The sequence below is a fragment of the Enterobacter sp. BIDMC 29 genome (assembly GCF_019378755.1).
Classification (GTDB): Bacteria; Pseudomonadota; Gammaproteobacteria; order Enterobacterales; family Enterobacteriaceae; genus Enterobacter; species Enterobacter ludwigii.
This window is the reverse complement of record NZ_CP080000.1, coordinates 1,712,149-1,735,236: the sequence shown is the minus strand read 5'-3', so window position 1 is coordinate 1,735,236 and position 23,088 is coordinate 1,712,149. Positions and strand designations below refer to the sequence as shown.

Here is a 23,088-nt window from a genome sequence, read left to right as displayed (position 1 = left end):
GAGACGTTTGTCAGCAACGCAAAGCCAGGCCCCTCATCCGGTGCCTGGCGTTTACAGTTGCGTGGCTAAATGTCAGGCATTATCCCTGCCGGCAAACACCTCTTTAAAGACCGGCATCGCCGAGAAAACATTGGGCCAGCCCGCAACAAAGGCCAGTTGCGTCAGGACTTCGGACGCCTGGGGCCGGGTTAAACCATTGTCCATGGCGCGGTTGAGATGGTAAGGAACCTGGGCCACCTGGCCGGCAGTGACCAACGCGCTGACGGTGATCAGACTTCTGTCCCGAGGCGCCAGTCCGGGCCTGAGCCACAGGTTCTGGAATAGCGCGTCGGTCGTGTATTTCACTACGCCCGGCGAGACCTTGCCAAAGTTTGATTCAACCAGCGTGGCACGCTTGTTTTCCGACTCTTCATCCAGCGGCAGGAAATCCACCTTTCCGCCTGGCAAGGAAGCGGTATCGATATGGCGTTGAGCAAACAGCTGACGCGTGATCAGCGCCGCAGAGGTGGCGTTCGGCCAGCCGGCGTAAAAAGCCAGGTGGGTGATTGTCTCTGAGATTTCCGCAGGTTTTACGCCGCTGTCCAGCGCCACGTTGAGGTAGTGGGGAAGTTCCGCCGTATCATTGCGGCTGATCAGCGCTGCAACCGTCACCAGGCTTCGATCGCGTCGCGACAGTTCCGGGCGATTCCAGAGATCTTTTTCAATAAACTGTTCTGAATAGGCAGCCATTGCTGGCGCGACCTGGGTTACAGCGTCCCGTGAGTCTTCCGGTTTCATTGTCGAACTCCTGTTTTGAGTAGTCTGGGAGACACATCCGTTAATCAATAAGAGTGAAACGATAAGCAGGGCGGTTCTGTTCAGCATTAATGCCCTCCCGCCTGCAGGTACTGCGCATCGCTGACTTTTTCAAGCCAGTTCACGTTTTGCCCCTGTTCATTCGATTCCTGAATGGCCATATGCACCATCGTGGTTTTATCCGTTGCGCCGTGCCAGTGTTTAACCCCTGGCGGGCATTGAATGACATCCCCGGCGTGCACGGTTTTTCGCTCCTGCCCCCACTCCTGCACCCAGCCCGTCCCGGACGTGACCACCAGTGTTTGCCCAAGCGGATGGGTATGCCAGTCGGAACGTGCGCCGGGCACGAAGGTGACATACGCGGCGCCTGTTCTTTGCGGGGCGACAGGTGAGAAGAGGGGGTCAATGTAAGCACGTCCGGTAAAGTGGTCAGCGGGTTCGGCAATCGTCGCGCGACTGCCCGTTTCAGACACGGTCATTTGAGCTGAAGGGGTGGTTTCGCTGTGTGCGGACATACCTGCAAATACCAATAGTGATGCTGCTACAGAGGTGAAACGGATCATCATACTCTCCTGTTGTGAATGAAACGGCAAACCCGGTACCGGGAAAAGAGAAGGGGATAAATGTGTTGTGATGAGATTCGCCGGCTGTGCCGGAAATACATATTCGGGCGGCTACTTATCCGTCAGTAGCTCAAATCGGGCAGTATATTCAGCAGGTGATACGGGCAAGGCATCCGGTTCGTCTAATTGCCCCAGCGTAATTAATCCCGACGCATATCCGTGTGCTTTATAGAAAATCGCCAGATTTCCCCATGGGGCATATAGCGTGATATCACCCTTAGCGGCCGCGGTACCCGCGGGTGCGCCGGCCGTGGACAGGCGGCGAGGAAGATCGCCGATTTTCTCTTCCCCGGCATAATCTTTCAGCTGCAGCGTAAGGGGCAACAGTGCGATAAAGTCACGACTGGTTTGGCTGCTATTCAACGTTGCGGTTAGCGTCTTGTCGTTCAGTATAATTTTTATCTTCATCGGGTTTTCCTGTATGAGTTCGTTGCGCCAGCCGGCATTCGTCTGCAGTCATTGGCAACTATTCTTAACAGAAATAAACCGCGTGTTAATAGGCGTTATCAGAATAGAAAAATGAATAAATTTCATTAATCCGGTCCGGGAAGCAAAATGTTTGTTATCGGCAGATACAGGCCTCAGGGTCTGGCAACGTGGCGTAACCAGTGCCCAACGCCTTCAGCAGCAGCGTCAATTGCGCCGGCCAGATAACCCGAAAATTGCGGTGACCATTCGCTGGCAATCCCGGTTAATTTATCAGCCCATTCTTCCTGCGCCGGAATCTGTTGCGGCTGTGCGTGCCCGACGTCCTGCTGCAGGTCAAATTCTGTCGTCGTAAACGGATCGGCGGCCCAGTCTTTTATCCACTCGGCTTCAGGCTCTGCCGCGTCTTCTCCGAAGAGTCGCACCAGTTGCTCCCGGCACAGTCGCTTGAGTTCGGCCTCGCTCACCGTCCATCGCGATTTTGCCGGTACGCCAATAAAACCAAAGATAGCCGTTTTGCCGGTATCGGGCTCTGACACATCGTGAATTTCAACCATCGGACCCACACGGCTGCTTACGTCGCCGGAGAGATGCTGTGACTGCAAAAAGTCGGCATGGTACAGGGCGACATATTTTGCGTGAGGCGCCATCCAGGTTGGCGTTTTACGCCAGTGTGAAAGTACCTGCTCCGGCAATGCCGGCTCGAACGTCATTTTTGCTGCCAGCGCGGGAGGCAGGGCGAGGAAAACGTGTTCACCGGAGAAAAGTGAGCCTTCGCCCGTTTCGGATTGCGTCGCGACCTGCACACCCTCGCCGAGACGGGAAATAGAAACCACCTGATGGTCTGACTTAATCTTCTGCGCCGGGATCTGGCGTGTTAATGCGCTCGTCAGCGTCTGCATTCCACCCTGAAGCCTGAACGACTCCGGTGATGTCACATAGGCAGGATAACGTTGCGCGGGGGACGTCGTCTGGCGTTCATAAAGCATATCCCCCGGTCGCCCCTGAGGGAGAGGCGTTAATCCAAGTTGATGAACCAGGTGTGCGAAGTCAGGCTGAATTTCCGGCCAGAACCAGGTCGCGCCCATGTCCACATGAACCCCATCAGGCGTGTTTGCTAACGCCTGACCTGAAAGTACGCGACCGCCGGTTCTTTTCCTCGCTTCCAGTATCACGTAATCCACTCCCGCTTTTTCAAGCAGTGTGCCCGCATACAGGCCGCTGACACCCGCACCAATGATAATAACGCTGCCTTTCATGGTATCGCTCCGGTCAGTGTGGTCGGGCTGAGATGTCCCGTTTTAAGATAAAAAAGTGCCCCAGAGGCGGCGGCCGTCAGCGCCGGCAAATCGCCTTCAGGAAATCTGAGCCAGCTTCCTTTCAGGTAACGACCTTCCGGTGCGCTGATTTCCCCTTCGAGAAGCAGGAGCTCGGCTCCTCCGGCGAGCGGAGCGCAGAAGAGTCGTTCACCCGGTGCGATCCGCTGAAGCTGGGTGGTTTCCGCTACGCTTGCGAACAGGGGACAAAGGAGTCTGTGCGGCTGGCCGTGCCAGCGACTCGCCTCGTTGGTATTGATCCTGACCGGTTCCTGTTCTTCGGCGGCGAACTGGCGCAGCTTAACGAACAGGGTGGTGCCGTCACGACTGGACGGTCGATGCGACGAGCCGTCCGGGCTGCGCAGATACCAGCCAGCCGGATAATCGGTTCCGTTTTCCGTAAAGGTACCGCTCAGCACCAGAATCTCTTCTCCGCCGGGGTGGGTGTGCTCAGGAAACACAGAATCAGGGGCATACCTGACAAGGCTGGTTGCGCGGGCCTGCTCGCGGCCAATGCGATCAAGCATGACGCGCTCCACACCAGGTTGCGGGGAAGGCACCCAGCGGTAGTCATCAGGAGTAATGATGGCTCGCTGTGAAAAATCAGAATTCAGTAACATCATAGTCAGTCATTAAACGGCACCGCAGGCGGTGCCGTATACAGGTTTATTTTGTTGGCAGGTTGTCAAAAACATCCAGAGCCCGGGCGGTGTAGGTTAACGCAGCACCGGCGTTCAGACTGATGGCAACGGAAAGCGCTTCAGCTATCTCTTCACGCGTTGCGCCTTTCTTAACCGCAGCTTCCACATGTACCGCCAGGCAACCATCACAGCGAGTGGTAACGGCAACAGCCAGCGCAATCAGTTCGTGGGTCTTGGGATCAAGGTGCTGATTTTCAGAAGCCCCTTTATCCATCTGCTGTAAGCCTTTCATAAATTCAGGCTGCAGTCTGGCAAATTTCCCGACGGTGGCCAGCAGGCTGGTGCGATATTCATTCCAGTTTAAAAACATTCATAGCTCCGGTACGTGTAGGTTTCAGAAAATGCCCGTTACAGGACGTCGTAAATGCGGATTTCAGGCGCGCTGTTCAGATACGGTTTCAGTGCTTCAACGACATCCTGGGTGAAAAGCGGACTGCTGAGATACGCCTGTGCCTGGGACACGGTTTTAAATCCGTGCAGGACCTGTACGTCCTCGTCACGAACAAGCAGTTCTTTAGAGGTGGCACCGTCGATGGTGGTCAGGAACGGGGTTTTGTATTGCTGGTAGACCCCGGCGGCTGCCGCACGGTTTTCATTACTGATATCAAGGCTGATTTGCAGATAAGCCATCGTTCTCTCCTTCGCTCAGGGTTAAGGCAAGGCGGCCGGATAAGGTACCGGTCTGCTTTACCGTTCGTTGAGGGCGATTATGAGAAAGCCGGTTATCTTCAACAAATCAGTTAATCTTGCGTTGCAGAAAAGAAAAACTATGTCGGGCGTCTTAAGAGAGAAGCATCATGCCGGTACGCGATGACCCTTGCTGCATGATGCTTAAAAAAGGGGGAGTTAAGGATTGTCAGAGACCACGTCATGCAGAAGCCAGTCGTGAAATATTTTTACTTCTTCACGCATGGCGGTGTGCTGCGGGGTCACCAGGTAGTAAGACCATGTTAACGGCCAGCGATGGTCTGGGTGCAATTGAACCAGTTGCCCGGTTTCAATCAGCTGTTTCACCAGCGCGTGACGCACAATCGCCACCCCCCGGCCGCTCAGGGCCGAGAGAATCACGGCGGAGGTGGAGTTAATATGCAGCCTGCTTTCCAGCGCGCCAGGGGCATTGACGGTACGGAGAACGTCATCCCATGAGGGAAAATTCGCGCCCGGGTGCGGCGTGTCATCGTGGATCAGCTTCTGCGTGGCGAGCCAGTCACCACAGGCAATTTTCTCCGGAGGCACCAGGCGGGGGCTACAGACCAGCACCGCCTCTTCATCCATCAGCCAGGTTTTATTCACGCCGGGCCAGTCTCCCTGTCCGCAGCGAATGCCGATATCCGCCTCGCCGTGCGATACGTCCATCAGCTTTTCCGTGACGTTAAGCCGCAGATCGATTGTGTCATGCGTTTCTGAGAACCGGTTAAGACGCTCCATCAGCCAGTTCATCATCAGTACCTGAGAGGCGGTGACGACCACGACAGAACGTGCGCGACGTCCGCGCAGTTTGTTTAACCCGCTTTCCAGCTTGTCCAGGCCCTGCGTAATGTCCTGCAGCGCATCCTGAGCCTCATCCACCAGCGTCAGGCGCTCCTTACCCGACCGCGTACGGCGAAGCAGCGGGTGGCCAACCCAGTCTTCGAGCGAACGAACAAGCTGGCCCACTGCGGCAGGCGTCACGCCAAGCTCTTGTGCCGCACCGGTAAAGCTACCGTGACGGGCGGTCGCTTCAAAAGCATGTAGCCATTTAAGTCTGTTCAGGGAACGCATTGCAGGTACTCCGATTTATTCTTTCTTTCAGTATACCTGAGCGAAGAAGATTTTCTTTCCTGTGTCGCAATTTCTTCTCAGTCGTCAACCCTGGTGCAGGGTGGCATTCTGGATGCACACGATGAGGAGCGAGGCTTTTCATCAATGACAACCAAATGTTTTAAAAGAGGTTAGCAATGAACGCATCTTTTGCCGGTAAAAAGCTGTTAGTGGTCGGTGGTACAAGCGGTATGGGCTTCGAAACGGCGAAGCGGGTTCTGAAACACGGTGGCAGCGTGGTGCTGGTGGGGAACCGCAAGGACAAAGCGGAGCAGGCTCGTCAGGCGCTGGCGGTCGACGGACCGGTATCCATCATCGTGGCTGACCTGATGAAAGAAGAGGGTATGCAGCACGTGATGAATACCATCAATGCTGAACACAAAGACATCAGCCTGCTGGTCAATGCCGCTGGCGTGTTCTTCCCGAAACCATTTACTGAACATGAAGCGTCAGATTACGACATGTACATGAGCATCAACCGCGCGACCTTCTTCATCACCCGTGATGTGGTGCGCAATATGATTGATGCCGGTATTAAAGGCTCCATCGTCAATATCGGCTCTATGTGGGCACAGCAGGCCATCGGGGCCACGCCGTCTTCCGCATATTCCATGGCGAAAGCCGGCCTGCATGCGTGGACCAAAAACCTGGCTATTGAGCTGGGCGGGAAAGGCATTCGCGTCAATGCCGTGTCTCCGGCCGTTGTTCACACGCCAATTTATGAAGGCTTCATCCCGAAAGACGATGTAAAAGAGGTGATGAACAGCTTCGACAGCTTCCATCCGATTGGCCGCGTGGGTACGCCGGGCGATGTGGCTGAAACGGTAGCCTTCCTGCTTTCTGACAAGACAGGCTGGGTCACCGGCGCGATCTGGGACATTGACGGCGGTGTCATGGCTGGCCGTAACGCATAATACACCGCTCATCACAGGTGATACCGTGAATAAAACTTTTCGTGCTATGCAGGTTTCCTCGCCGGGCGTGCTTGAAATGGTCGTCAGACCGTTGCCCGAGCCGGGACCCGAGGACGTACTGATCAAAATTGAGGTATGCGGGGTTTGTGGTGCCGATCTTCAGGACGCGGAGAAGGTACCGGAAGCGGGGCAGCCCGGTCGCATTCCGGGCCATGAAATTGTGGGCCACATTACCCGGAAAGGAGATGCAGTTCCCGGGATCTGGCACACCGGTCAGCGCGTGGGCGTCGGGCGTCTTGGGGGATATTGCCAGCATTGCCCGCCTTGCCGTAACGGGCTTTTTCACCTGTGTGAAAATCAGCTAACGCCGGGGCTGAGCTGTGACGGAGGTTACGCCGAGTATGTTGTTATCCGACATACCGCGCTGATTGCCATTCCTTCAGCGCTCACTTCCGTTCACGCGGCCCCGATCTTGTGCGCCGGTACGGCAACCTTTAACGCGTTGCGTCAATCCGGTGCCAGCGCGGGAGACAGGGTGGTTATTCTCGGTATTGGTGGCTTAGGCCATATGGCGATTCAGTACGCCCGTAGGATGGGGTTTGAGGTTATCGTGATTGCGCGCGGCAGTGAAAAGGCGCATGACGCTTTACAGCTGGGCGCTCATCACTATATCGATGCGCAGACGGAAAACGCGGCGGAACGGCTGAGAGCGGAAGGCGGTGTCGAGATTATTGTGGCCACTGCCCCGGATGCAGACGCGGTTGCAGCGTTATTGCCAGCCCTGGCCCCCAGAGGAAAAGCGATCCTGTTGGGTGCCGGACGCACACCGTTGCAGGTCATGCCGGGTATGATGATTGGCGCGGAACGCACCCTGACAGGTTCATTTGTCAGCACCCCGTCGCAAACCGAATGCGCACTGCGTTTCAGCCACCTCTTTCAGACGCTGCCAGTCACAGAGCTGATGCCCTTTGAACAGGCAAATGAGGCGCTCGACAGGTTACGGCAGGGAAAGGCGCGCTACCGGATAGTGCTTACGATGAACCCGGATAACTGATCGGCAGAAACACCGTCTGGCGGGGAGCCAGACGGTGGAGAGGTTACGCTTTACGCGTTGCCGCTTTCATTGCACTCACAAACGTTTTCAGCTCAGCCAGCATTTGCTCTGGCTTGTCCACGTTCTTCTCAATGATTTTAACGATAGCGGAGCCTGAGATTGCACCGGCTGCGTTAGCGTCAATTGCCGCCGTGACCTGATCGGGAGATGAAATCCCAAAGCCCTGCAGCGGAGGGGCCGCGTGGTATTCAGCCAGCTTCTCGACCAGATGATGCAGAGGCAGCGCCGCTTTGTTCTCCGCGCCGGTTACACCCGCCCGGGAGAGCAGGTAGGTATACCCGCGACCATAAGAGGCAATCTGGCGCAGCAGTTCATCATCGGCGTTTGGCGGGCAGATGAAGATAGGTGCCACGTTATGGCGCATCGCCGCCTGGCGGAACGGCGCAGATTCTTCAACCGGTACGTCTGCCACCAGCACCGAGTCAACGCCCACGCGCGCGCATTCTGCATAAAAGGTATCAATACCGCGACTGAAGACCAGGTTGGCATACATCAACAGGCCAATCGGAATGGTCGGGTGCTTCTGGCGGATAGCGGCCAGCATCTCGAAACATTGCCCCGGGGTGACACCGGCCGCGAATGCCCGCAGCGTTGCGTTCTGGATAGTCGGGCCATCGGCCAGAGGATCGGAAAACGGAATACCCAGCTCCAGCGCGTCGGCACCGGCTTCAATCAGGGTGTCGATAATTTTCAGCGACTGCTCAGGACCCGGATCACCCAGCGTCACGAAGGGAACGAACGCGCCTTCCTGGCGAGATTTCAGTGCTGCAAATGCGTTATCGTAGCGTTCCATCAGATTTCYCCTCGTGCTTTCARAATATCGTGWACGGTGAARATGTCTTTRTCRCCGCGMCCGGAAAGGTTRACCACCAGCARTTGCTCTTTWTCCGGGTTCTCTTTCATCATTTTCAGCGCATGCGCCAGGGCGTGAGAGGACTCCAGGGCAGGAATGATCCCTTCGTGGCGACAGAGCGTTTTAAACGCCTCCAGGGCTTCGTCATCGGTAATGGAAACGTAGTCCGCACGACCAGTGCTGTTCAGGAAGGCGTGCTGAGGCCCAACGGAAGGGAAATCCAGGCCTGCTGAGATAGAGTATGACTCTTCAATCTGGCCGTCATCGGTCTGCATCATYGGYGMTTTCATRCCRAAGTAGATCCCCACGCGACCRTGTTTCARCGGKGCRCCGTGCTCRCCGGTTTCAATYCCGTGRCCTGCMGGTTCRACGCCAATCAGCCCGACGCTGGTTTCGTCGATGAAATCAGCGAACATGCCGATAGCGTTAGAKCCWCCRCCMACGCAGGCGATCACTGCATCCGGCAGGCGWCCYTCTTTTTCCAGRATCTGYGCTTTKGTCTCYTCRCCRATCATGCGCTGRAAWTCACGCACRATAGTCGGGAACGGGTGCGGGCCGGCAGCGGTGCCGAGCATATAGTGTGCGGTTTCATAGCTGCCAGACCAGTCGCGCAGCGCTTCGTTACACGCATCCTTCAGCGTCGCGGAGCCACTGTGCACCGGGATCACTTCTGCGCCCATCAGACGCATACGGAATACGTTAGGCGACTGGCGCTCCACGTCTTTTGCGCCCATGTAAATGCGGCATTTCAGACCGAGAAGGGCGCTGGCAAGGGCTGATGCCACCCCGTGCTGGCCTGCGCCAGTTTCAGCGATGATTTCGGTTTTACCCATCCGTTTTGCAAGCAGCGCCTGACCCAACACCTGGTTGGTTTTATGCGCGCCGCCGTGCAGCAAATCTTCACGCTTAAGATACAGCGTGGTTTTGGTGCCTTCGGTCAGGTTACGGCATTTCGTCAGGGCCGTTGGACGGCCAGCGTAGTTTTTCAGCAGGTCGGTAAACTCAGCCTGAAACGCCGGATCTTTCTGCGCGCTCACGAACGCTTCTTCCAGCTGGCGCAGGGCGGGCATCAGGATTTGCGGGACGTACATCCCGCCGAACTCACCAAAATAGGGGTTTAGTAATGTCGTCATCTTCTCTTCCTTAATATGCACGCAGAGTTTTAAAAACCGAGGCCAGCTTACTGGCATCTTTGATGCCCGGTTGCGACTCTACGCCTGAATTGAAATCGAGGCCCGCGCAGCCCGCTTTGGCGGCTTCCACGCAGTTATCCGGGCTAAGTCCACCCGCCAGCAAAACATTGTCCAGCACTTCGCCGTGCAACAGGGACCAGTCAAAACGCTCTCCCGTGCCGCCCTGGCCATTATCGAGTACGTATTTATCAACATGATTCAGGTTACGCTCAGGCAACCTGTCGCCCACGCTCTGCGCTTTCCAGATTTGCACCTGAGGTGCCAGCGCGCTGCGCAGGGCATCGATATAGGCCTGATCTTCGTTGCCATGAAGCTGTACCGCATGCAGAGATAACGCTTCGGCTTTTGCTACCACGTCGGCGATTTCCGCGTTGCGAAAGACCCCTACATAGCTGAGTGGCGCTGCCGTCATCACCTGACGCGCCTGCGCTTCGGTCACCACGCGCGGGGAGGAGGCGACAAAAATCAGCCCGCCGTAAATCGCACCGGCTTCATACGCAGCCAGGGCATCCTCTTCACGGGTTAAGCCGCACACTTTGTTTTCACCCAACAGTACGCGGCGCACCGCGGCATTGAGATCGTCATGTTCCATCATTGCAGAACCAATCAGGAAACCGTTGGCGAAATGGCTCAGCTCGCGGACCTGAGCGTAGCTGTTAATACCGGATTCACTGATCACGGTGACGCCAGAGCCCAGACGCGGCGCCAGCTGGCGCGTGCGGTTCAGGTCAATCGACAGGTCACGCAGATCGCGGTTGTTGATGCCGACCACTTTGGCTTTCAGCGCAATGGCGCGTTCCAGCTCCTCTTCGTTGCTCACTTCGGTCAGCACGCCCATGTTCAGACTGTGCGCGACCGCAGCGAGCTGGCGATACTGTTCGTCATCCAGCACTGAGAGCATCAGCAGGCAGGCATCGGCCTGGTAAAAGCGTGCCAGCCAGATCTGATACGGGTCGATAATAAAGTCTTTGCACAGGATCGGTTGTGGCGCGATCCCGCTGACAACGGGCAGGAAATCGAAGCTGCCCTGGAAATACTTCTCATCCGTCAGCACGGAGATGGCTGACGCATGATGTTTGTAGATACCGGCAATTCGCGCCGGATCGAAATCGTCACGGATAACGCCTTTCGACGGGGACGCTTTTTTGCACTCAAGAATAAACGCGGTGCGTGCGCCCTGCAGAGCATCATAGAAACGACGGCTGCTCGGGACAACGTCATTCTGGAAGCTGGCCAGCGGCTGCTGTGCTTTACGTGCTTCCACCCAGATGGCCTTATCGGCAACGATTTTCGCTAAAACGGTCTGCATTCTTTACCCTCTTGCCGCAAGTGCGGTAACGCGATCGTAAGCTGCACCTGAGCGCAGTACGTTCAGAACTTTTTGTGCGTTGGCTTTGAGATCTTCCTCGCCGTGCAAACGCATCAGCATCGCGACGTTGGCAGCCACGGCGGCCTCGTGGGCGACCTCACCTTTACCTTGTAATAAGCGCGTCAGAATGTCACGGTTTTCTTCAGGCGTGCCGCCCGCCAGCGCTTCCTGATGGTAAGGCGTTAAACCAAAGTCGCTCGCCTCCAGCTGATAGCTCAGGATTTCACCGTCGCGAAGTTCGGCCACCAGCGTTGGCGCATGCAGCGACACTTCATCCATTCCCCCACTGTGAACCACCGCGGCACGTTGATAACCCAGCACGCGCAGGGTCTCTGCAATCGGCAGAACCAGCTCCGGGCTGTAGACGCCAATCAGCGCCAGCGGTGGATGGGCCGGGTTGATCAGCGGGCCGAGCACGTTAAACAGCGTGCGGGTTTTAAGCTGCTGGCGAACCGGCATCGCATGGCGGAAACCGGTGTGATATTTCGGCGCAAACAGGAAGCAGACGCCCAGGTCGTCCAGGGCTTCACGCGAACGTTCGGCGTTCATCTCGAGATTGATGCCGAATGCGGCCAGCAGGTCCGACGATCCCGACCGGCTTGAGACGCTGCGGTTACCGTGCTTCGCCACTTTCAAACCACAGGCAGCCGCCACGAAGGCGCTGGCGGTGGAGATATTGATGCTGTTGCTGCCGTCACCACCGGTACCGACGATATCCGCAAACATGTAGTCCGGGCGCGGGAACGGGGCGGCATTTTCCAGTAGCGCCGTTGCCGCACCGGCAATTTCCTGCGGGCTTTCACCGCGAACTTTCATGCTCACCAGCGCGGCCGCCAGTTGTTCAGGCTTCAGTTCACCGCGAACCACGGCGGAGAAGAGCTGGTGGCTCTCCTGCTGGCTCAGAGTCTGTGCCTGATACAATTTTTCCAGAACAGGTTGCAGGGTGTTGGTCTGTTCCAGTTTCTGCAGCGCCCAGTCCAGGGTCTGTTCCAGCAGACGCGCGCCGTGAGAGGTGAGGATTGACTCCGGATGGAACTGCATTCCACAGACACGATCGGTATCGTGACGTACGGCCATCACCATGCCTTCGAACGAGGCGTTAATGGTCAGGCCAGCCGGGATGTTGCTGCCGACCAGCGAGTGGTAGCGCGCCACCGGCAGCGGATTCGGCAGCCCGGCAAACATCGCCTGACCGTCATGTTCAATGCTGGAGGCTTTACCGTGCAGGATTTCACCCGCCTGACCGACGTATCCGCCATAGGCTTCAACAATCGCCTGATGCCCCAGGCAGATGCCGATAATAGGCAACTTGCCGCGCATACGGGTCAGCAGTTCAGGCATACAGCCCGCCTCACTGGGGGCGCCGGGGCCAGGAGAGAGCATCAGCACCGGGTTTTGCATGGTTGCCAGACGCTCAATCAGGGTTTGCGCCGGCACGTGGTTACGATAGATAACGACGTTGTGACCATTCGCACGTAGCTGATCTGCCAGGTTATAGGTAAAGGAGTCGATATTATCGAGCAGCAGAATGTCAGCCATCAGAAAATCTCCTGTGCATGGTGTGCGGTAGCGATGGCACGCAATACCGCGCGAGCTTTATTGCGCGTTTCGTCAGCTTCAGACTGCGGAACAGAATCAAGAACCACCCCGGCGCCCGCCTGGACGGTGGCGATGCCGTCTTCAACATAGGCAGAGCGGATAACGATGCAGGTATCAAGGTCACCGTGCGCGGTGAAATAACCCACCGCACCGCCATAGCTGCCGCGACGACGCCCTTCGGCGGCGGCGATAAGCTGCATCGCACGGACTTTCGGCGCACCGCTCAGGGTGCCCATGTTCATGCAGGCGCGATAGGCGTGCAGCACGTCGAGGTCGTTGCGCAGTTCACCCACCACGCGGGAGACCAGGTGCATCACGAAGGAGTAACGGTCGACTTTCGTTAAGTCAGCCACATAGCGGCTGCCGGGAGTACAAATACGGGCCAGATCGTTACGCGCCAGGTCAACCAGCATCAGGTGCTCGGAGAGCTCTTTGTGGTCGGTGCGCATTTCCAGTTCGATACGGCTGTCGAGATCGCGATCCAGAGAGCCATCGGCGCGACGCCCGCGCGGACGTGTACCGGCAATCGGGTAGATCTCGATCTGGCGGCTGGTGGCGTCGTATTTCAGGGAGCTTTCCGGTGACGCACCAAACAGGGTGAACTCGTTGTCCTGCATAAAGAACATATACGGGCTTGGGTTGCTCTTTTTGAGCACGTCATAGGCCGCCAGCGGCGACGGGCAGGGCAGTGAGAAACGACGGGACGGGACGACCTGGAAAATTTCCCCGGCGCGAATCGCCTTTTGCATCTGACGCACCACGGCACCGTACTGATCGTCGGTCTGGTTAACCTCACAGGTCATCTTCTCTACATGCTGAACCGGCAGTGCGGGTGGCGCTTCGGTCATTTGCTGTTGCAGCTGAGCAATGCGCTGCTCAAGACGTGTTTTCTCGGTCACGGATGGGGTGAACAGGCTCGCCTGAATACGGGTGTATTTTTTCTGATGGTCGATCACCAGCAGGGTTTCGGCCAGGTAGAAGCAGTAGTCAGGGCAGCGGTTGCCCTGTTCGGTTTCCGGCAGGTCTTCGAAACCGGCGACCAGATCGTAAGCAAACAGCCCGCCAAAGAACATCGCTTCGCGTTCATCTTCTGGTACCGAGACCAGGTTTTGCAGCAGGCGGAAGGCATCGAAGACTGACAAAGAACAGAGGCGTGCATCTTCGTCCAGCAGTTGGCTGACCGGCGGGAAATGCAGTACCCGCACTTCCGGGTGACGTTCATTCTCGATGCCCGCTGGGAGGGAGGCGTCCAGCAGTGGCAGCAGCGCGGCACCGTTCTCAGAGAGCGCCTTAATCGTGACAGTGTCACCCAGCGCGGTAATGCGCAATGCGCTGTCGACCAGCAGCAGGCTCTTAAGATCGTCTTTACTGTCAATATCTGCGGATTCCAGCAGCAACGTCGCCGGACGCGCACCGCAGACCTGATGAAACAGCGCGGTTGGGTTGTGGCGATAGACCGCCTCGCAGGTCAGCAATTCGAGGTGTGGTTTGGCTGTTTGCATTATGTTGTTCTCATTTATTCTGTTCAAAAAAAAGCCCGCTTAGTCGCGGGCTGGGTATCTGTTTGCATTTTGCAGACGTGTGACACTGCCCGATAATCAGGATGTGCGCCACCAACCGTGCAGAGTGAAATGTGCTGTCATTTTCAGATACCTTTCTCGTGTGAACTTGCGTACTAGTTAACTAGTTCGATGGCAAGTTGTCAACCCTTGATTTCAGAATTTCGCGCCAAGCCGTTATCATAGGGGTTTCGGATGTCTTTAACCTGCTATGGGAAGTGCTTTGAGCGATACCACCTACGCCGTAATTTATGATTTACACAGCCATACTCAGGCCTCTGATGGCCTGCTGACACCCGAAACCCTGGTTCATCGCGCCGTTGAAATGCGTGTCGGCACGCTGGCGATAACCGATCACGATACGACAGATGCTATTCCCGCGGCGCGCGCCGAAATTGCCCGCAGCGGACTGGCGCTGAATCTGGTGCCCGGCGTCGAAATTTCGACAGTCTGGGAAAATCACGAAATTCACATTGTTGGCCTCAATATCGATATTGAACATCCGGCAATGCGTTCGTTTTTGCAAGAACAAAAATCGCGCCGCAACGAACGCGCCGAAATGATTGGTGAGCGACTGGAAAAAGCGCATATTCCCGGAGCGCTGGAAGGTGCACAGAAACTGGCAAACGGTGGGGCGGTGACGCGCGGCCATTTTGCCCGTTTTCTGGTTGAGGCGGGCAAAGCCACGACGATGGCGGACGTGTTTAAAAAATATCTGGCACGCGGGAAAACCGGTTACGTTCCGCCACAGTGGTGTACAATAGAACAAGCTATTGATGTCATTCATCATTCTGGCGGTAAGGCCGTGCTCGCCCATCCGGGGCGGTATAATCTTTCTGCTAAGTGGCTGAAAAGACTGCTGGCACACTTTGCCGAATGTGGCGGTGAGGCGATGGAAGTCGCCCAGTGTCAGCAGGCGCCCAATGAGCGTGCGCAGCTCGCAACCTACGCGCGTCAGTTCGGTCTGCTGGGTTCGCAAGGGTCGGATTTCCATCAGCCCTGTGCGTGGATCGAGCTGGGACGCAAGCTCTGGTTGCCCGCAGGCGTTGAGCCCGTCTGGCAGCTCTGGGAAAAGCCGCAGAAAATTGAAGAGAGGGAAGTATGAGTCAGTTTTTCTATATTCATCCGGATAACCCGCAGCCACGCTTAATTAATCAGGCCGTGGAGATCGTTCGCAAAGGCGGCGTGATTGTCTACCCGACCGATTCTGGCTACGCGCTGGGCTGTAAAATTGAAGACAAAGGGGCGATGGAGCGCATTTGCCGCATTCGTCAGCTGCCGGACGGCCATAACTTTACCCTGATGTGCCGCGATCTTTCTGAACTGTCGACCTACGCGTATGTCGATAACGTGGCGTTTCGTCTGATCAAAAATAACACGCCGGGTAACTACACCTTTATTCTTAAAGGAACCAAGGAAGTGCCGCGTCGTCTGTTACAGGAAAAGCGTAAAACCATCGGGATGCGCGTACCGTCCAACCCGATTGCGCAGGCGCTGCTGGAAACCCTCGGCGAGCCGATGCTTTCGACCTCTTTAATGTTGCCTGGCAGCGAGTTCACCGAATCCGATCCCGAAGAGATTAAAGACCGTCTGGAAAAGGTGGTCGAGTTGATTATTCATGGCGGCTACCTTGGTCAGCAGCCAACCACCGTAGTTGACTTAACCGAAGATGCGCCAGAAGTGATTCGTGAAGGCGTGGGTGATGTTAAGCCTTTCTTGTAAGGGTGTAAGCAGATATACTACGCGGCCATCAAAGCAGGGCTGAGCCCTCTTTTGACCTGATTCGACGCCTGTGAAGGCGACACCTGAGGAAGCTCAATGAGCGAGAAGTTACAGAAAGTGCTGGCGCGTGCCGGCCACGGTTCACGCCGTGAAATCGAAGCCATTATTGAAGCGGGTCGCGTGAGTGTGGACGGTAAAATCGCCACGCTGGGTGACCGCGTAGAAATCGTACCGGGATTGAAGATCCGCATCGACGGTCATCTTATTTCCGTGAAAGAGTCCGCTGAGCAGATTTGCCGCGTGCTGGCGTATTACAAGCCAGAAGGCGAGCTGTGTACGCGCAACGACCCTGAAGGTCGCCCGACGGTGTTTGACCGTCTGCCTAAACTGCGCGGCGCTCGCTGGATTGCCGTGGGGCGTCTGGACGTGAATACCTGCGGCCTGCTGCTGTTTACCACTGATGGTGAACTGGCAAACCGTCTGATGCACCCTAGCCGTGAAGTGGAACGCGAATACGCCGTGCGTGTCTTCGGCCAGGTTGATGAGAATAAACTGCGCGATCTGTCACGCGGCGTTCAGCTGGAAGACGGTCCTGCGGCATTTAAAACCATCAAATTTACCGGTGGCGAAGGCATTAACCAGTGGTACAACGTTACCCTGACTGAAGGCCGTAACCGCGAAGTGCGTCGTCTTTGGGAAGCGGTAGGTGTGCAGGTGAGCCGTCTGATCCGTGTCCGTTATGGCGACATCCTGCTGCCAAAAGGTCTGCCACGGGGTGGTTATACCGAGCTGGATCTGACACAGACTAACTACCTGCGTGAACTGGTCGGCCTGACGCCAGAAACCACCTCTAAAGTGGCGGTGGAAAAAGATCGTCGTCGTATGAAGGCGAATCAGATCCGTCGTGCGGTGAAACGCCATAGCCAGGTGAGCAGCAACCGCCGCTCTGGCAGCCGTAACAACAACGGTTAACATAAAAGCCCGGTGAAGATCGCCGGGCTTTTTTCTTAGTAATCAATACCGATTTGCGCTTTGATTCCCGCGTCAAACGCGTGTTTGACCGGACGCAGTTCGCTGACGGTATCAGCAAGCTCCAGTATTTCCCGATGACAGCCACGCCCCGTGACGATAACCGTCTGGTGCGCCGGGCGTTGTTGTAACGCCTCCAGTACCGCATCCAGCGGGAGATAGTCGTAGGCCACCATATAGGTTATCTCATCCAGCAGAACCATATTCAGGGCGGGGTCTGCCAGCATTCTTTTGGCGTGCTCCCAGACTGCAAGACAAGCTGCAGTATCGGTTTCCCGGTTCTGCGTATCCCATGTAAAACCTGTCGCCATCACCTGAAATTCAACGCCATGCGGTTCAAGCAGATTACGTTCGCCGTTGGGCCATTCGCCTTTGATGAACTGAATGACGCCCACTTTCTGCCCGTGACCGACAGCACGCGTGGCGGTGCCAAATGCCGCGGTAGTTTTACCTTTGCCGTTACCGGTAAAGACGATAAGTATCCCGCGCTCGTCCTGTGCGGCCGCAACGCGCGCATCGACCTGTTCCTTCAGACGCTGCTGGCGTTGTTGATGGCGTTCTTCACTCATTGCGAAATCCCTGGTTTACGGCCCGGCTGGGCATCGAAGGTCATCCCCGTTTTACGACGGCTGTCGTCGCCCATCAGCCAGAGATAGAGCGGCATAATGTCTGCGGGTGTTTTCAGTTTCTGCGGGTCTTCCGACGGGAAGGCGCTGGCGCGCATTTTGGTGCGCGTTCCTCCCGGGTTAATGCAATTTACGCGCAGATGGCGGCTTTGATACTCTTCCGCCAGCACCTGCATCATCCCTTCAGTCGCGAATTTCGAGACGGCATATGCCCCCCAGTTGGCTCGACCTTCGCGGCCTACGCTGGAGGAGGTAAAGACCAGCGAGCCGGACTCGGATTTAAGTAATAAAGGAAGCAATGCCTGCGTCAGGAAAAACGTGCCGTTGACGTTGACCTGCATCACCTGCTGCCAGATATCGGGATCCTGTTCATCCATAGGACGGACTTCTCCCAGCAAACCCGCATTGTGCAGGACACCGTCCAGCCGCGGATAGTGGGCGCTAATACGGTGAGCAAGCTCCTGGCACACCGCTGGCGTGCAGGTGAGTAAATCGAGGGTATACCACGGGGCCGGAATGCCGCCTGCCGCCTCTATTTCCTGCGCGACGCTTTTCAGTTTCTCTTCATTACGACCAATAAGAATAACGCTCGCGCCATAGTCAGCGTAGGTCAGGGCCGCCTCGCGACCAATTCCGTCACTGGCACCGGTGACCAGAATGATGCGATTTTGCAGCAGATTTTTTTGCGGTTGATAATGCACGGGGACTCCTCTGGCGCGCAGTGACGCAATGACGCCTTCTTTATGACTTTTCGGCTTTATGCCCGAATTAGCATGAGAATTCAATCAGTCTACAGGAGGCATTACTGTAAAATTAACAATTTGCAAATATTTAAACCCCCATGAGGGGATTCCTGAAGCAGGCTCGCAGAGGTAATGTCACGAGCGAGACGCATGGGCAGGGCTGTTGTACACTGCCGTGAAAGAATCGTGGTTAAACAAGGTGGAACGCGTGGAATTACTTTCTCAGTATGGGTTGTTTTTGGCCAAAATCGCAACGGTGGTGATTGCCATTGCGGTGATTGCCGTTCTGATTGTAAACCTGACGCAGCGTAAGCGTCAGCGTGGGGAGTTACGCATTACCCGCCTGAGTGAGCAGTATAAAGAGATGCAGGAAGATATGTCTCTGTCGCTGCTCGATAGCCATCAACAGAAGCAGTGGCTTAAAGCGCAGAAGAAAAAGCATAAACAGGAAGCCAAAGCGGCAAAAGCGAAAGCAAAGCTCAATGCACCGCAGGATGAGGCAAAGCCACGCGTCTATGTGCTCGACTTTAAAGGCAGCATGGATGCGCATGAAGTTTCTTCTTTGCGCGAAGAGGTCACTGCCGTTCTTGCCGTGGCAAAACCGCAGGATCAGGTGGTGGTGCGTCTTGAAAGCCCGGGCGGTGTGGTACACGGTTACGGACTGGCTGCGTCACAGCTGCAGCGCCTGCGTGAAAAACAGATCCCGCTGACCGTTGCGGTGGATAAAGTCGCGGCGAGCGGTGGCTACATGATGGCCTGCGTCGCGGATAAAATTGTGGCGGCACCGTTTTCTATTATTGGTTCAATCGGTGTGGTTGCGCAAATCCCTAACTTTAACCGCTTCCTCAAAAACAAAGAGATCGACATTGAACTGCACACGGCCGGGCAGTACAAACGCACTCTGACGCTGCTGGGGGAAAACACGGAAGAGGGGCGTCAGAAATTCCGTGAAGATCTCAATGAAACGCACCACCTCTTTAAAGACTTTGTGCACCGCATGCGCCCATCGCTCGATATTGAGCAGGTCGCGACGGGGGAGCACTGGTACGGGATCCAGGCCCAGGAGAAAGGACTGGTAGATGAAGTGGGCACCAGCGATGACCTGCTGCTGAACCTGATGGATGGCCGTGAGCTGGTGGGCGTGCGCTTTACGCAGCGCAAGCGTCTGCTCGATCGCTTTACCAACAGTGCGGCAGAAAGTGCCGATCGGCTGTTGCTCCGCTGGCTACAGCGCGGACAAAAACCGTTGCTGTAAACAAAAACGCGAGGCTCAGGCCTCGCGTTTTGCATTAATCAACCAGGTGATATTTCTCTGAAAGCGTATGCGCCAGGTATTTAAACATGTTAAACACGGCGGTGCTTTTCGGGGTAGGTAGCCCCTGTTCGTCAAGGAAGTATTCGCCGCTGAAAACCAGCACGCCATTACGCTGTTCTACGCCGGTGGCTTCAATGCCCGCCAGAGTGTCTTCATGATCACGGATAAGCTTGTTTGCTTCGATAAGCAGAGAGACTCGGTCAATTGGTTGGGTCGTATTGTGCATAATCCACTCCTTAAACAGTGACAATAGTCTACGCCGAGGGCGCTTTGGGGGCAAATTTTCCCTGTAATCTGAGGGGATAAGGTGCAGGAGCCTGGCTGGCGTGATTTGCTTTTGCATGCTAATAAAGTTGCGTAACGGATTTTATCAGGTAGAGTGTGCGCTTTCGTCATTCTGGCAACAGAATTGCTTGACATTCGACCGGTAATTCGTCACGAATCATACGAGGCGTGAGAAAAATACCCGAAAACTCAATCACCTGGGCGTCATTTCTATGACGTTCGGTAAGACAAAGGGGTTGATATCCCCTGACGCAGTCGCAATATCAATGACGCGTCGTCAGTGGAAGGGAAATCAACGTGCGGCGTATTCCTGGAAGAATTAAATTAGGTAAAGGTGAATATGGGTAAAGCTCTCGTCATCGTTGAGTCCCCGGCAAAAGCCAAAACGATCAATAAGTATCTGGGTAATGACTACGTGGTTAAGTCCAGCGTGGGTCATATCCGCGATTTGCCGACCAGTGGCTCAGCCAGCAAAAAGAGCGCAGACTCTACCTCCACCAAAGGGGCTAAAAAGCCTAAAAAGGATGAACGTAGCGCGCTTGTCAACCGCATGGGTGTTAACCCATGGCATAACTGGGATGCACAATACGAAGTGCTGCCCGGGAAAGAAAAAGTTGTTAATGAGCTGAAACAGCTTGCTGAAAAAGCAGACCACATCTATCTCGCAACCGACCTTGACCGCGAAGGGGAAGCCATTGCGTGGCACCTGCGGGAAGTGATCGGTGGTGATGACAAACGCTACAGCCGTGTAGTGTTTAACGAAATTACGAAGAATGCGATTCGCCAGGCGTTTGAAAAGCCGGGCGAACTGAACATTGACCGTGTAAACGCACAGCAGGCACGTCGCTTTATGGACCGTGTTGTGGGCTACATGGTGTCTCCACTGCTGTGGAAAAAGATTGCCCGTGGTCTGTCCGCAGGCCGTGTGCAATCCGTTGCCGTGCGTCTTGTCGTTGAACGTGAACGCGAAATTAAAGCGTTTGTGCCAGAAGAGTTCTGGGAAGTCGACGCGAATGTCACCACGCCGGGCGGGGATGCTCTGCCGCTGCAGGTGAGCCATCAGAACGACAAGCCTTTCCGTCCTGAAAACCGTGACCAGACCATGGCCGCGGTGGCGTTGCTGGAAAAAGCACGCTATCAGGTTCTGGAGCGTGAAGACAAACCGACCAGCAGTAAGCCTGGCGCACCGTTTATTACCTCTACGCTGCAACAGGCCGCAAGCACGCGTCTGGGTTATGGCGTGAAGAAAACCATGATGATGGCCCAGCGCTTGTATGAAGCGGGTTACATCACCTACATGCGTACCGACTCGACTAACCTGAGTCAGGATGCGGTTAACATGGTGCGCGGCTATATCGGTGACAATTTCGGTAAGAAATACCTGCCGGAAAGCGCTAACCAGTACGCCAGCAAAGAGAACTCACAGGAAGCGCACGAAGCCATTCGTCCTTCTGACGTCTCTGTGTTAGCGGAATCGCTGAAGGATATGGAAGCCGACGCCCAGAAGCTGTACCAGCTTATCTGGCGCCAGTTCGTCGCGTGTCAAATGACACCCGCGCAGTATGATTCCACTACGCTTACCGTTGGTGCGGGTGATTTCCGTCTGAAAGCGCGTGGCCGTATCCTGCGTTTCGACGGCTGGACGAAAGTCATGCCTGCACTGCGTAAAGGCGACGAAGACCGAACGCTGCCGGCGGTGAACAAAGGGGATGAACTCTCTCTGGTTGACCTCGTGCCAGCTCAGCACTTTACCAAGCCGCCTGCGCGCTTTAGCGAAGCATCGCTGGTAAAAGAGCTGGAAAAACGCGGTATTGGTCGTCCGTCAACCTATGCGTCAATCATTTCGACCATTCAGGATCGTGGCTATGTGCGTGTTGAAAACCGCCGTTTCTACGCTGAAAAAATGGGTGAGATCGTAACCGACCGTCTGGAAGCTAACTTCCGCGAGTTGATGAACTACGACTTTACCGCACAGATGGAAGACAGCCTTGACCAGGTTGCCAGCCATCAGGCGGAATGGAAGAAAGTGCTCGACAGCTTCTTCAGCGACTTTACCAACCAGCTTGAAAAAGCGGAGAAAGATCCTGAAGAGGGCGGCATGCTGCCTAACCAGATGGTACTGACCAGCATCGATTGCCCAACCTGTGGCCGTAAGATGGGGATCCGTACTGCGACAACAGGCGTCTTCCTCGGTTGCTCCGGCTATGCGTTATCGCCGAAAGAGCGCTGCAAAACCACCATCAACCTGGTACCTGAGAACGAAGTTCTTAACGTGCTGGAAGGTGACGATGCAGAAACCAATGCCCTGCGTGCCAAACGTCGTTGTAAGAAATGTGGCACGGCGATGGACAGCTACCTAATCGATCCGAAACGTAAATTGCACGTCTGCGGGAATAACCCAACGTGTGATGGTTATGAGATCGAAGAGGGTGAGTTCCGCATCAAAGGCTATGACGGCCCTATCGTTGAGTGCGAGAAGTGTGGCTCGGAAATGCACCTGAAAATGGGGCGTTTCGGGAAATACATGGCGTGCACCAACGACGAGTGTAAGAACACCCGTAAGATTCTGCGTAACGGTGAAGTCGCGCCGCCGAAGGAAGATCCGGTTCCGCTGCCAGAATTGCCGTGTGAGAAGTCTGACGCCTATTTCGTGTTACGTGACGGTGCTGCCGGGGTCTTCCTCGCGGCCAACACCTTCCCGAAATCGCGTGAAACCCGCGCGCCGCTGGTGGAAGAGCTGCATCGTTTCCGCGACCGTCTGCCTGAGAAACTGCGTTATCTGGCCGATGCGCCACAGCAGGATCCTGAAGGGAATAAAACGGTGGTACGTTTTAGCCGTAAAACAAAACAGCAGTACGTTGCGGCTGAGAAAGAGGGGAAAGCGACCGGCTGGTCCGCCTTCTTTGTCGACGGAAAATGGGTTGAAGGCAAGAAATAATCTTCCCTTACCGTAACTTACCTGTAAAAGGGCCGGACTTCCGGCCCTTTTTTATTACCTTGTTATTATTTTTTGTTCCGTACTATACAGTCAGGCTATAAATGATATAGTGGTTATAGTTAACCCTTTTCTTATTATCAAATCGTCTTAAGCGATTGACCGCGTGCG

Annotated in this window: 24 protein-coding genes and 1 other annotated feature; of the genes, 7 read left to right on the top strand and 17 right to left on the bottom strand. The window is 55.5% G+C overall.

Features of this window, described 5'->3' with window-relative positions; genetic code table 11:
- Positions 1 to 72: 72 nt before the first annotated feature.
- From JTA15_RS07735 to JTA15_RS07700, 8 genes are all read right to left on the bottom strand, one after another.
- The gene (locus tag JTA15_RS07735; protein WP_148576738.1) at positions 73 to 864 is read right to left on the bottom strand and encodes a carboxymuconolactone decarboxylase family protein; all 792 of its coding nucleotides are present in this window, start codon (positions 862 to 864) and stop codon (positions 73 to 75) included.
- The gene (locus JTA15_RS07730; protein WP_223399140.1) at positions 864 to 1,361 is read right to left on the bottom strand and encodes a cupin domain-containing protein; all 498 of its coding nucleotides are present in this window, start codon (positions 1,359 to 1,361) and stop codon (positions 864 to 866) included. The genes JTA15_RS07735 and JTA15_RS07730 overlap by 1 nt, the downstream gene beginning before the upstream one ends.
- A gap of 108 nt (positions 1,362 to 1,469) precedes the next feature.
- Positions 1,470 to 1,826, bottom strand: coding sequence for a cyclophilin-like fold protein (locus tag JTA15_RS07725; protein ID WP_020882425.1), 357 nt, complete (start codon positions 1,824 to 1,826; stop codon positions 1,470 to 1,472).
- A 173-nt stretch (positions 1,827 to 1,999) separates the two neighbouring features.
- Positions 2,000 to 3,103 (bottom strand): FAD-dependent oxidoreductase, encoded by a 1,104-nt coding sequence (locus JTA15_RS07720; protein WP_113656292.1) that lies wholly within the window; start codon positions 3,101 to 3,103, stop codon positions 2,000 to 2,002.
- Positions 3,100 to 3,783, bottom strand: coding sequence for a cupin domain-containing protein (locus tag JTA15_RS07715; RefSeq protein WP_198922389.1), 684 nt, complete (start codon positions 3,781 to 3,783; stop codon positions 3,100 to 3,102). Before JTA15_RS07715 ends, JTA15_RS07720 begins: the two co-directional genes overlap by 4 nt.
- A 43-nt stretch (positions 3,784 to 3,826) precedes the next feature.
- Positions 3,827 to 4,171, bottom strand: coding sequence for a carboxymuconolactone decarboxylase family protein (locus JTA15_RS07710; protein WP_014170390.1), 345 nt, complete (start codon positions 4,169 to 4,171; stop codon positions 3,827 to 3,829).
- A gap of 38 nt (positions 4,172 to 4,209) precedes the next feature.
- Positions 4,210 to 4,491 (bottom strand): hypothetical protein, encoded by a 282-nt coding sequence (locus tag JTA15_RS07705; protein WP_014170391.1) that lies wholly within the window; start codon positions 4,489 to 4,491, stop codon positions 4,210 to 4,212.
- Between the two features lie 216 nt (positions 4,492 to 4,707).
- Positions 4,708 to 5,622 carry a LysR substrate-binding domain-containing protein gene (locus tag JTA15_RS07700; protein ID WP_014170388.1) on the bottom strand — a complete coding sequence of 305 codons (915 nt, stop codon included), beginning with the start codon at positions 5,620 to 5,622 and terminating at the stop codon, positions 4,708 to 4,710.
- Positions 5,623 to 5,798: 176 nt separating this feature from the next.
- Here JTA15_RS07700 and JTA15_RS07695 point away from each other — a divergent pair, with 176 nt between their 5' ends.
- Positions 5,799 to 6,575 carry an SDR family NAD(P)-dependent oxidoreductase gene (locus JTA15_RS07695; RefSeq protein WP_219373074.1) on the top strand — a complete coding sequence of 259 codons (777 nt, stop codon included), beginning with the start codon at positions 5,799 to 5,801 and terminating at the stop codon, positions 6,573 to 6,575.
- Between the two features lie 25 nt (positions 6,576 to 6,600).
- Entirely contained in the window at positions 6,601 to 7,629 is a 1,029-nt protein-coding gene (locus tag JTA15_RS07690; RefSeq protein WP_219373073.1) for an alcohol dehydrogenase catalytic domain-containing protein, read from the top strand.
- 43 nt (positions 7,630 to 7,672) lie between these two features.
- Here JTA15_RS07690 and trpA read toward each other — a convergent pair whose 3' ends face one another.
- The 6 genes from trpA to trpL form a co-directional block, all read right to left on the bottom strand.
- Positions 7,673 to 8,482: a tryptophan synthase subunit alpha gene (gene trpA / locus JTA15_RS07685; RefSeq protein ID WP_014170385.1), complete on the bottom strand. Its 810-nt coding sequence runs from the start codon at positions 8,480 to 8,482 to the stop codon at positions 7,673 to 7,675.
- Entirely contained in the window at positions 8,482 to 9,675 is a 1,194-nt protein-coding gene (gene trpB / locus JTA15_RS07680) for a tryptophan synthase subunit beta (protein WP_219373072.1), read from the bottom strand. Before trpB ends, trpA begins: the two co-directional genes overlap by 1 nt.
- Positions 9,676 to 9,685: 10 nt before the next feature.
- On the bottom strand, positions 9,686 to 11,044 hold the full coding sequence (gene trpCF, locus JTA15_RS07675) for a bifunctional indole-3-glycerol-phosphate synthase TrpC/phosphoribosylanthranilate isomerase TrpF (RefSeq protein ID WP_219373071.1): 1,359 nt from the start codon (positions 11,042 to 11,044) through the stop codon (positions 9,686 to 9,688).
- A gap of 3 nt (positions 11,045 to 11,047) precedes the next feature.
- Complete coding sequence (gene trpD / locus JTA15_RS07670; RefSeq protein ID WP_014170382.1) at positions 11,048 to 12,643, bottom strand: bifunctional anthranilate synthase glutamate amidotransferase component TrpG/anthranilate phosphoribosyltransferase TrpD; 1,596 nt, start codon at positions 12,641 to 12,643, stop codon at positions 11,048 to 11,050.
- A complete protein-coding gene (locus JTA15_RS07665; protein WP_025203978.1) occupies positions 12,643 to 14,205 on the bottom strand; it encodes an anthranilate synthase component 1 in 1,563 nt (520 codons plus the stop codon). The genes trpD and JTA15_RS07665 overlap by 1 nt, the downstream gene beginning before the upstream one ends.
- 25 nt (positions 14,206 to 14,230) lie before the next feature.
- Positions 14,231 to 14,325: a sequence feature (Trp leader region), on the bottom strand.
- Complete coding sequence (trpL, locus tag JTA15_RS21900) at positions 14,302 to 14,346, bottom strand: trp operon leader peptide (RefSeq protein ID WP_106993556.1); 45 nt, start codon at positions 14,344 to 14,346, stop codon at positions 14,302 to 14,304. Its footprint overlaps the feature before it by 24 nt.
- A 127-nt stretch (positions 14,347 to 14,473) precedes the next feature.
- Between trpL and rnm the strand changes: the two genes are divergently transcribed.
- The 3 genes from rnm (at position 14,474) to rluB (ending at position 16,956) form a co-directional block, all read left to right on the top strand.
- Complete coding sequence (gene rnm / locus JTA15_RS07655; protein WP_219373070.1) at positions 14,474 to 15,367, top strand: RNase AM; 894 nt, start codon at positions 14,474 to 14,476, stop codon at positions 15,365 to 15,367.
- Complete coding sequence (locus tag JTA15_RS07650) at positions 15,364 to 15,984, top strand: L-threonylcarbamoyladenylate synthase (protein WP_003856793.1); 621 nt, start codon at positions 15,364 to 15,366, stop codon at positions 15,982 to 15,984. Before rnm ends, JTA15_RS07650 begins: the two co-directional genes overlap by 4 nt.
- A gap of 96 nt (positions 15,985 to 16,080) precedes the next feature.
- Complete coding sequence (gene rluB, locus JTA15_RS07645) at positions 16,081 to 16,956, top strand: 23S rRNA pseudouridine(2605) synthase RluB (protein ID WP_008502809.1); 876 nt, start codon at positions 16,081 to 16,083, stop codon at positions 16,954 to 16,956.
- A gap of 35 nt (positions 16,957 to 16,991) precedes the next feature.
- Here rluB and cobO read toward each other — a convergent pair whose 3' ends face one another.
- Positions 16,992 to 17,582: a cob(I)yrinic acid a,c-diamide adenosyltransferase gene (gene cobO, locus JTA15_RS07640; RefSeq protein WP_151712347.1), complete on the bottom strand. Its 591-nt coding sequence runs from the start codon at positions 17,580 to 17,582 to the stop codon at positions 16,992 to 16,994.
- The gene (locus tag JTA15_RS07635; protein ID WP_020882436.1) at positions 17,579 to 18,340 is read right to left on the bottom strand and encodes a YciK family oxidoreductase; all 762 of its coding nucleotides are present in this window, start codon (positions 18,338 to 18,340) and stop codon (positions 17,579 to 17,581) included. The genes cobO and JTA15_RS07635 overlap by 4 nt, the downstream gene beginning before the upstream one ends.
- 250 nt (positions 18,341 to 18,590) lie before the next feature.
- Here JTA15_RS07635 and sohB point away from each other — a divergent pair, with 250 nt between their 5' ends.
- Positions 18,591 to 19,637, top strand: a complete 1,047-nt coding sequence (gene sohB, locus JTA15_RS07630) for a protease SohB (RefSeq protein ID WP_020882437.1) — start codon at positions 18,591 to 18,593, stop codon at positions 19,635 to 19,637.
- 34 nt (positions 19,638 to 19,671) lie between these two features.
- Here the strand turns inward: sohB and JTA15_RS07625 are convergent, their stop codons facing one another.
- A complete protein-coding gene (locus JTA15_RS07625) occupies positions 19,672 to 19,923 on the bottom strand; it encodes a YciN family protein (RefSeq protein ID WP_020882438.1) in 252 nt (83 codons plus the stop codon).
- A gap of 399 nt (positions 19,924 to 20,322) precedes the next feature.
- Between JTA15_RS07625 and topA the strand changes: the two genes are divergently transcribed.
- Complete coding sequence (topA, locus tag JTA15_RS07620) at positions 20,323 to 22,920, top strand: type I DNA topoisomerase (protein WP_020882439.1); 2,598 nt, start codon at positions 20,323 to 20,325, stop codon at positions 22,918 to 22,920.
- The last annotated feature ends 168 nt before the right edge of the window (positions 22,921 to 23,088 follow it).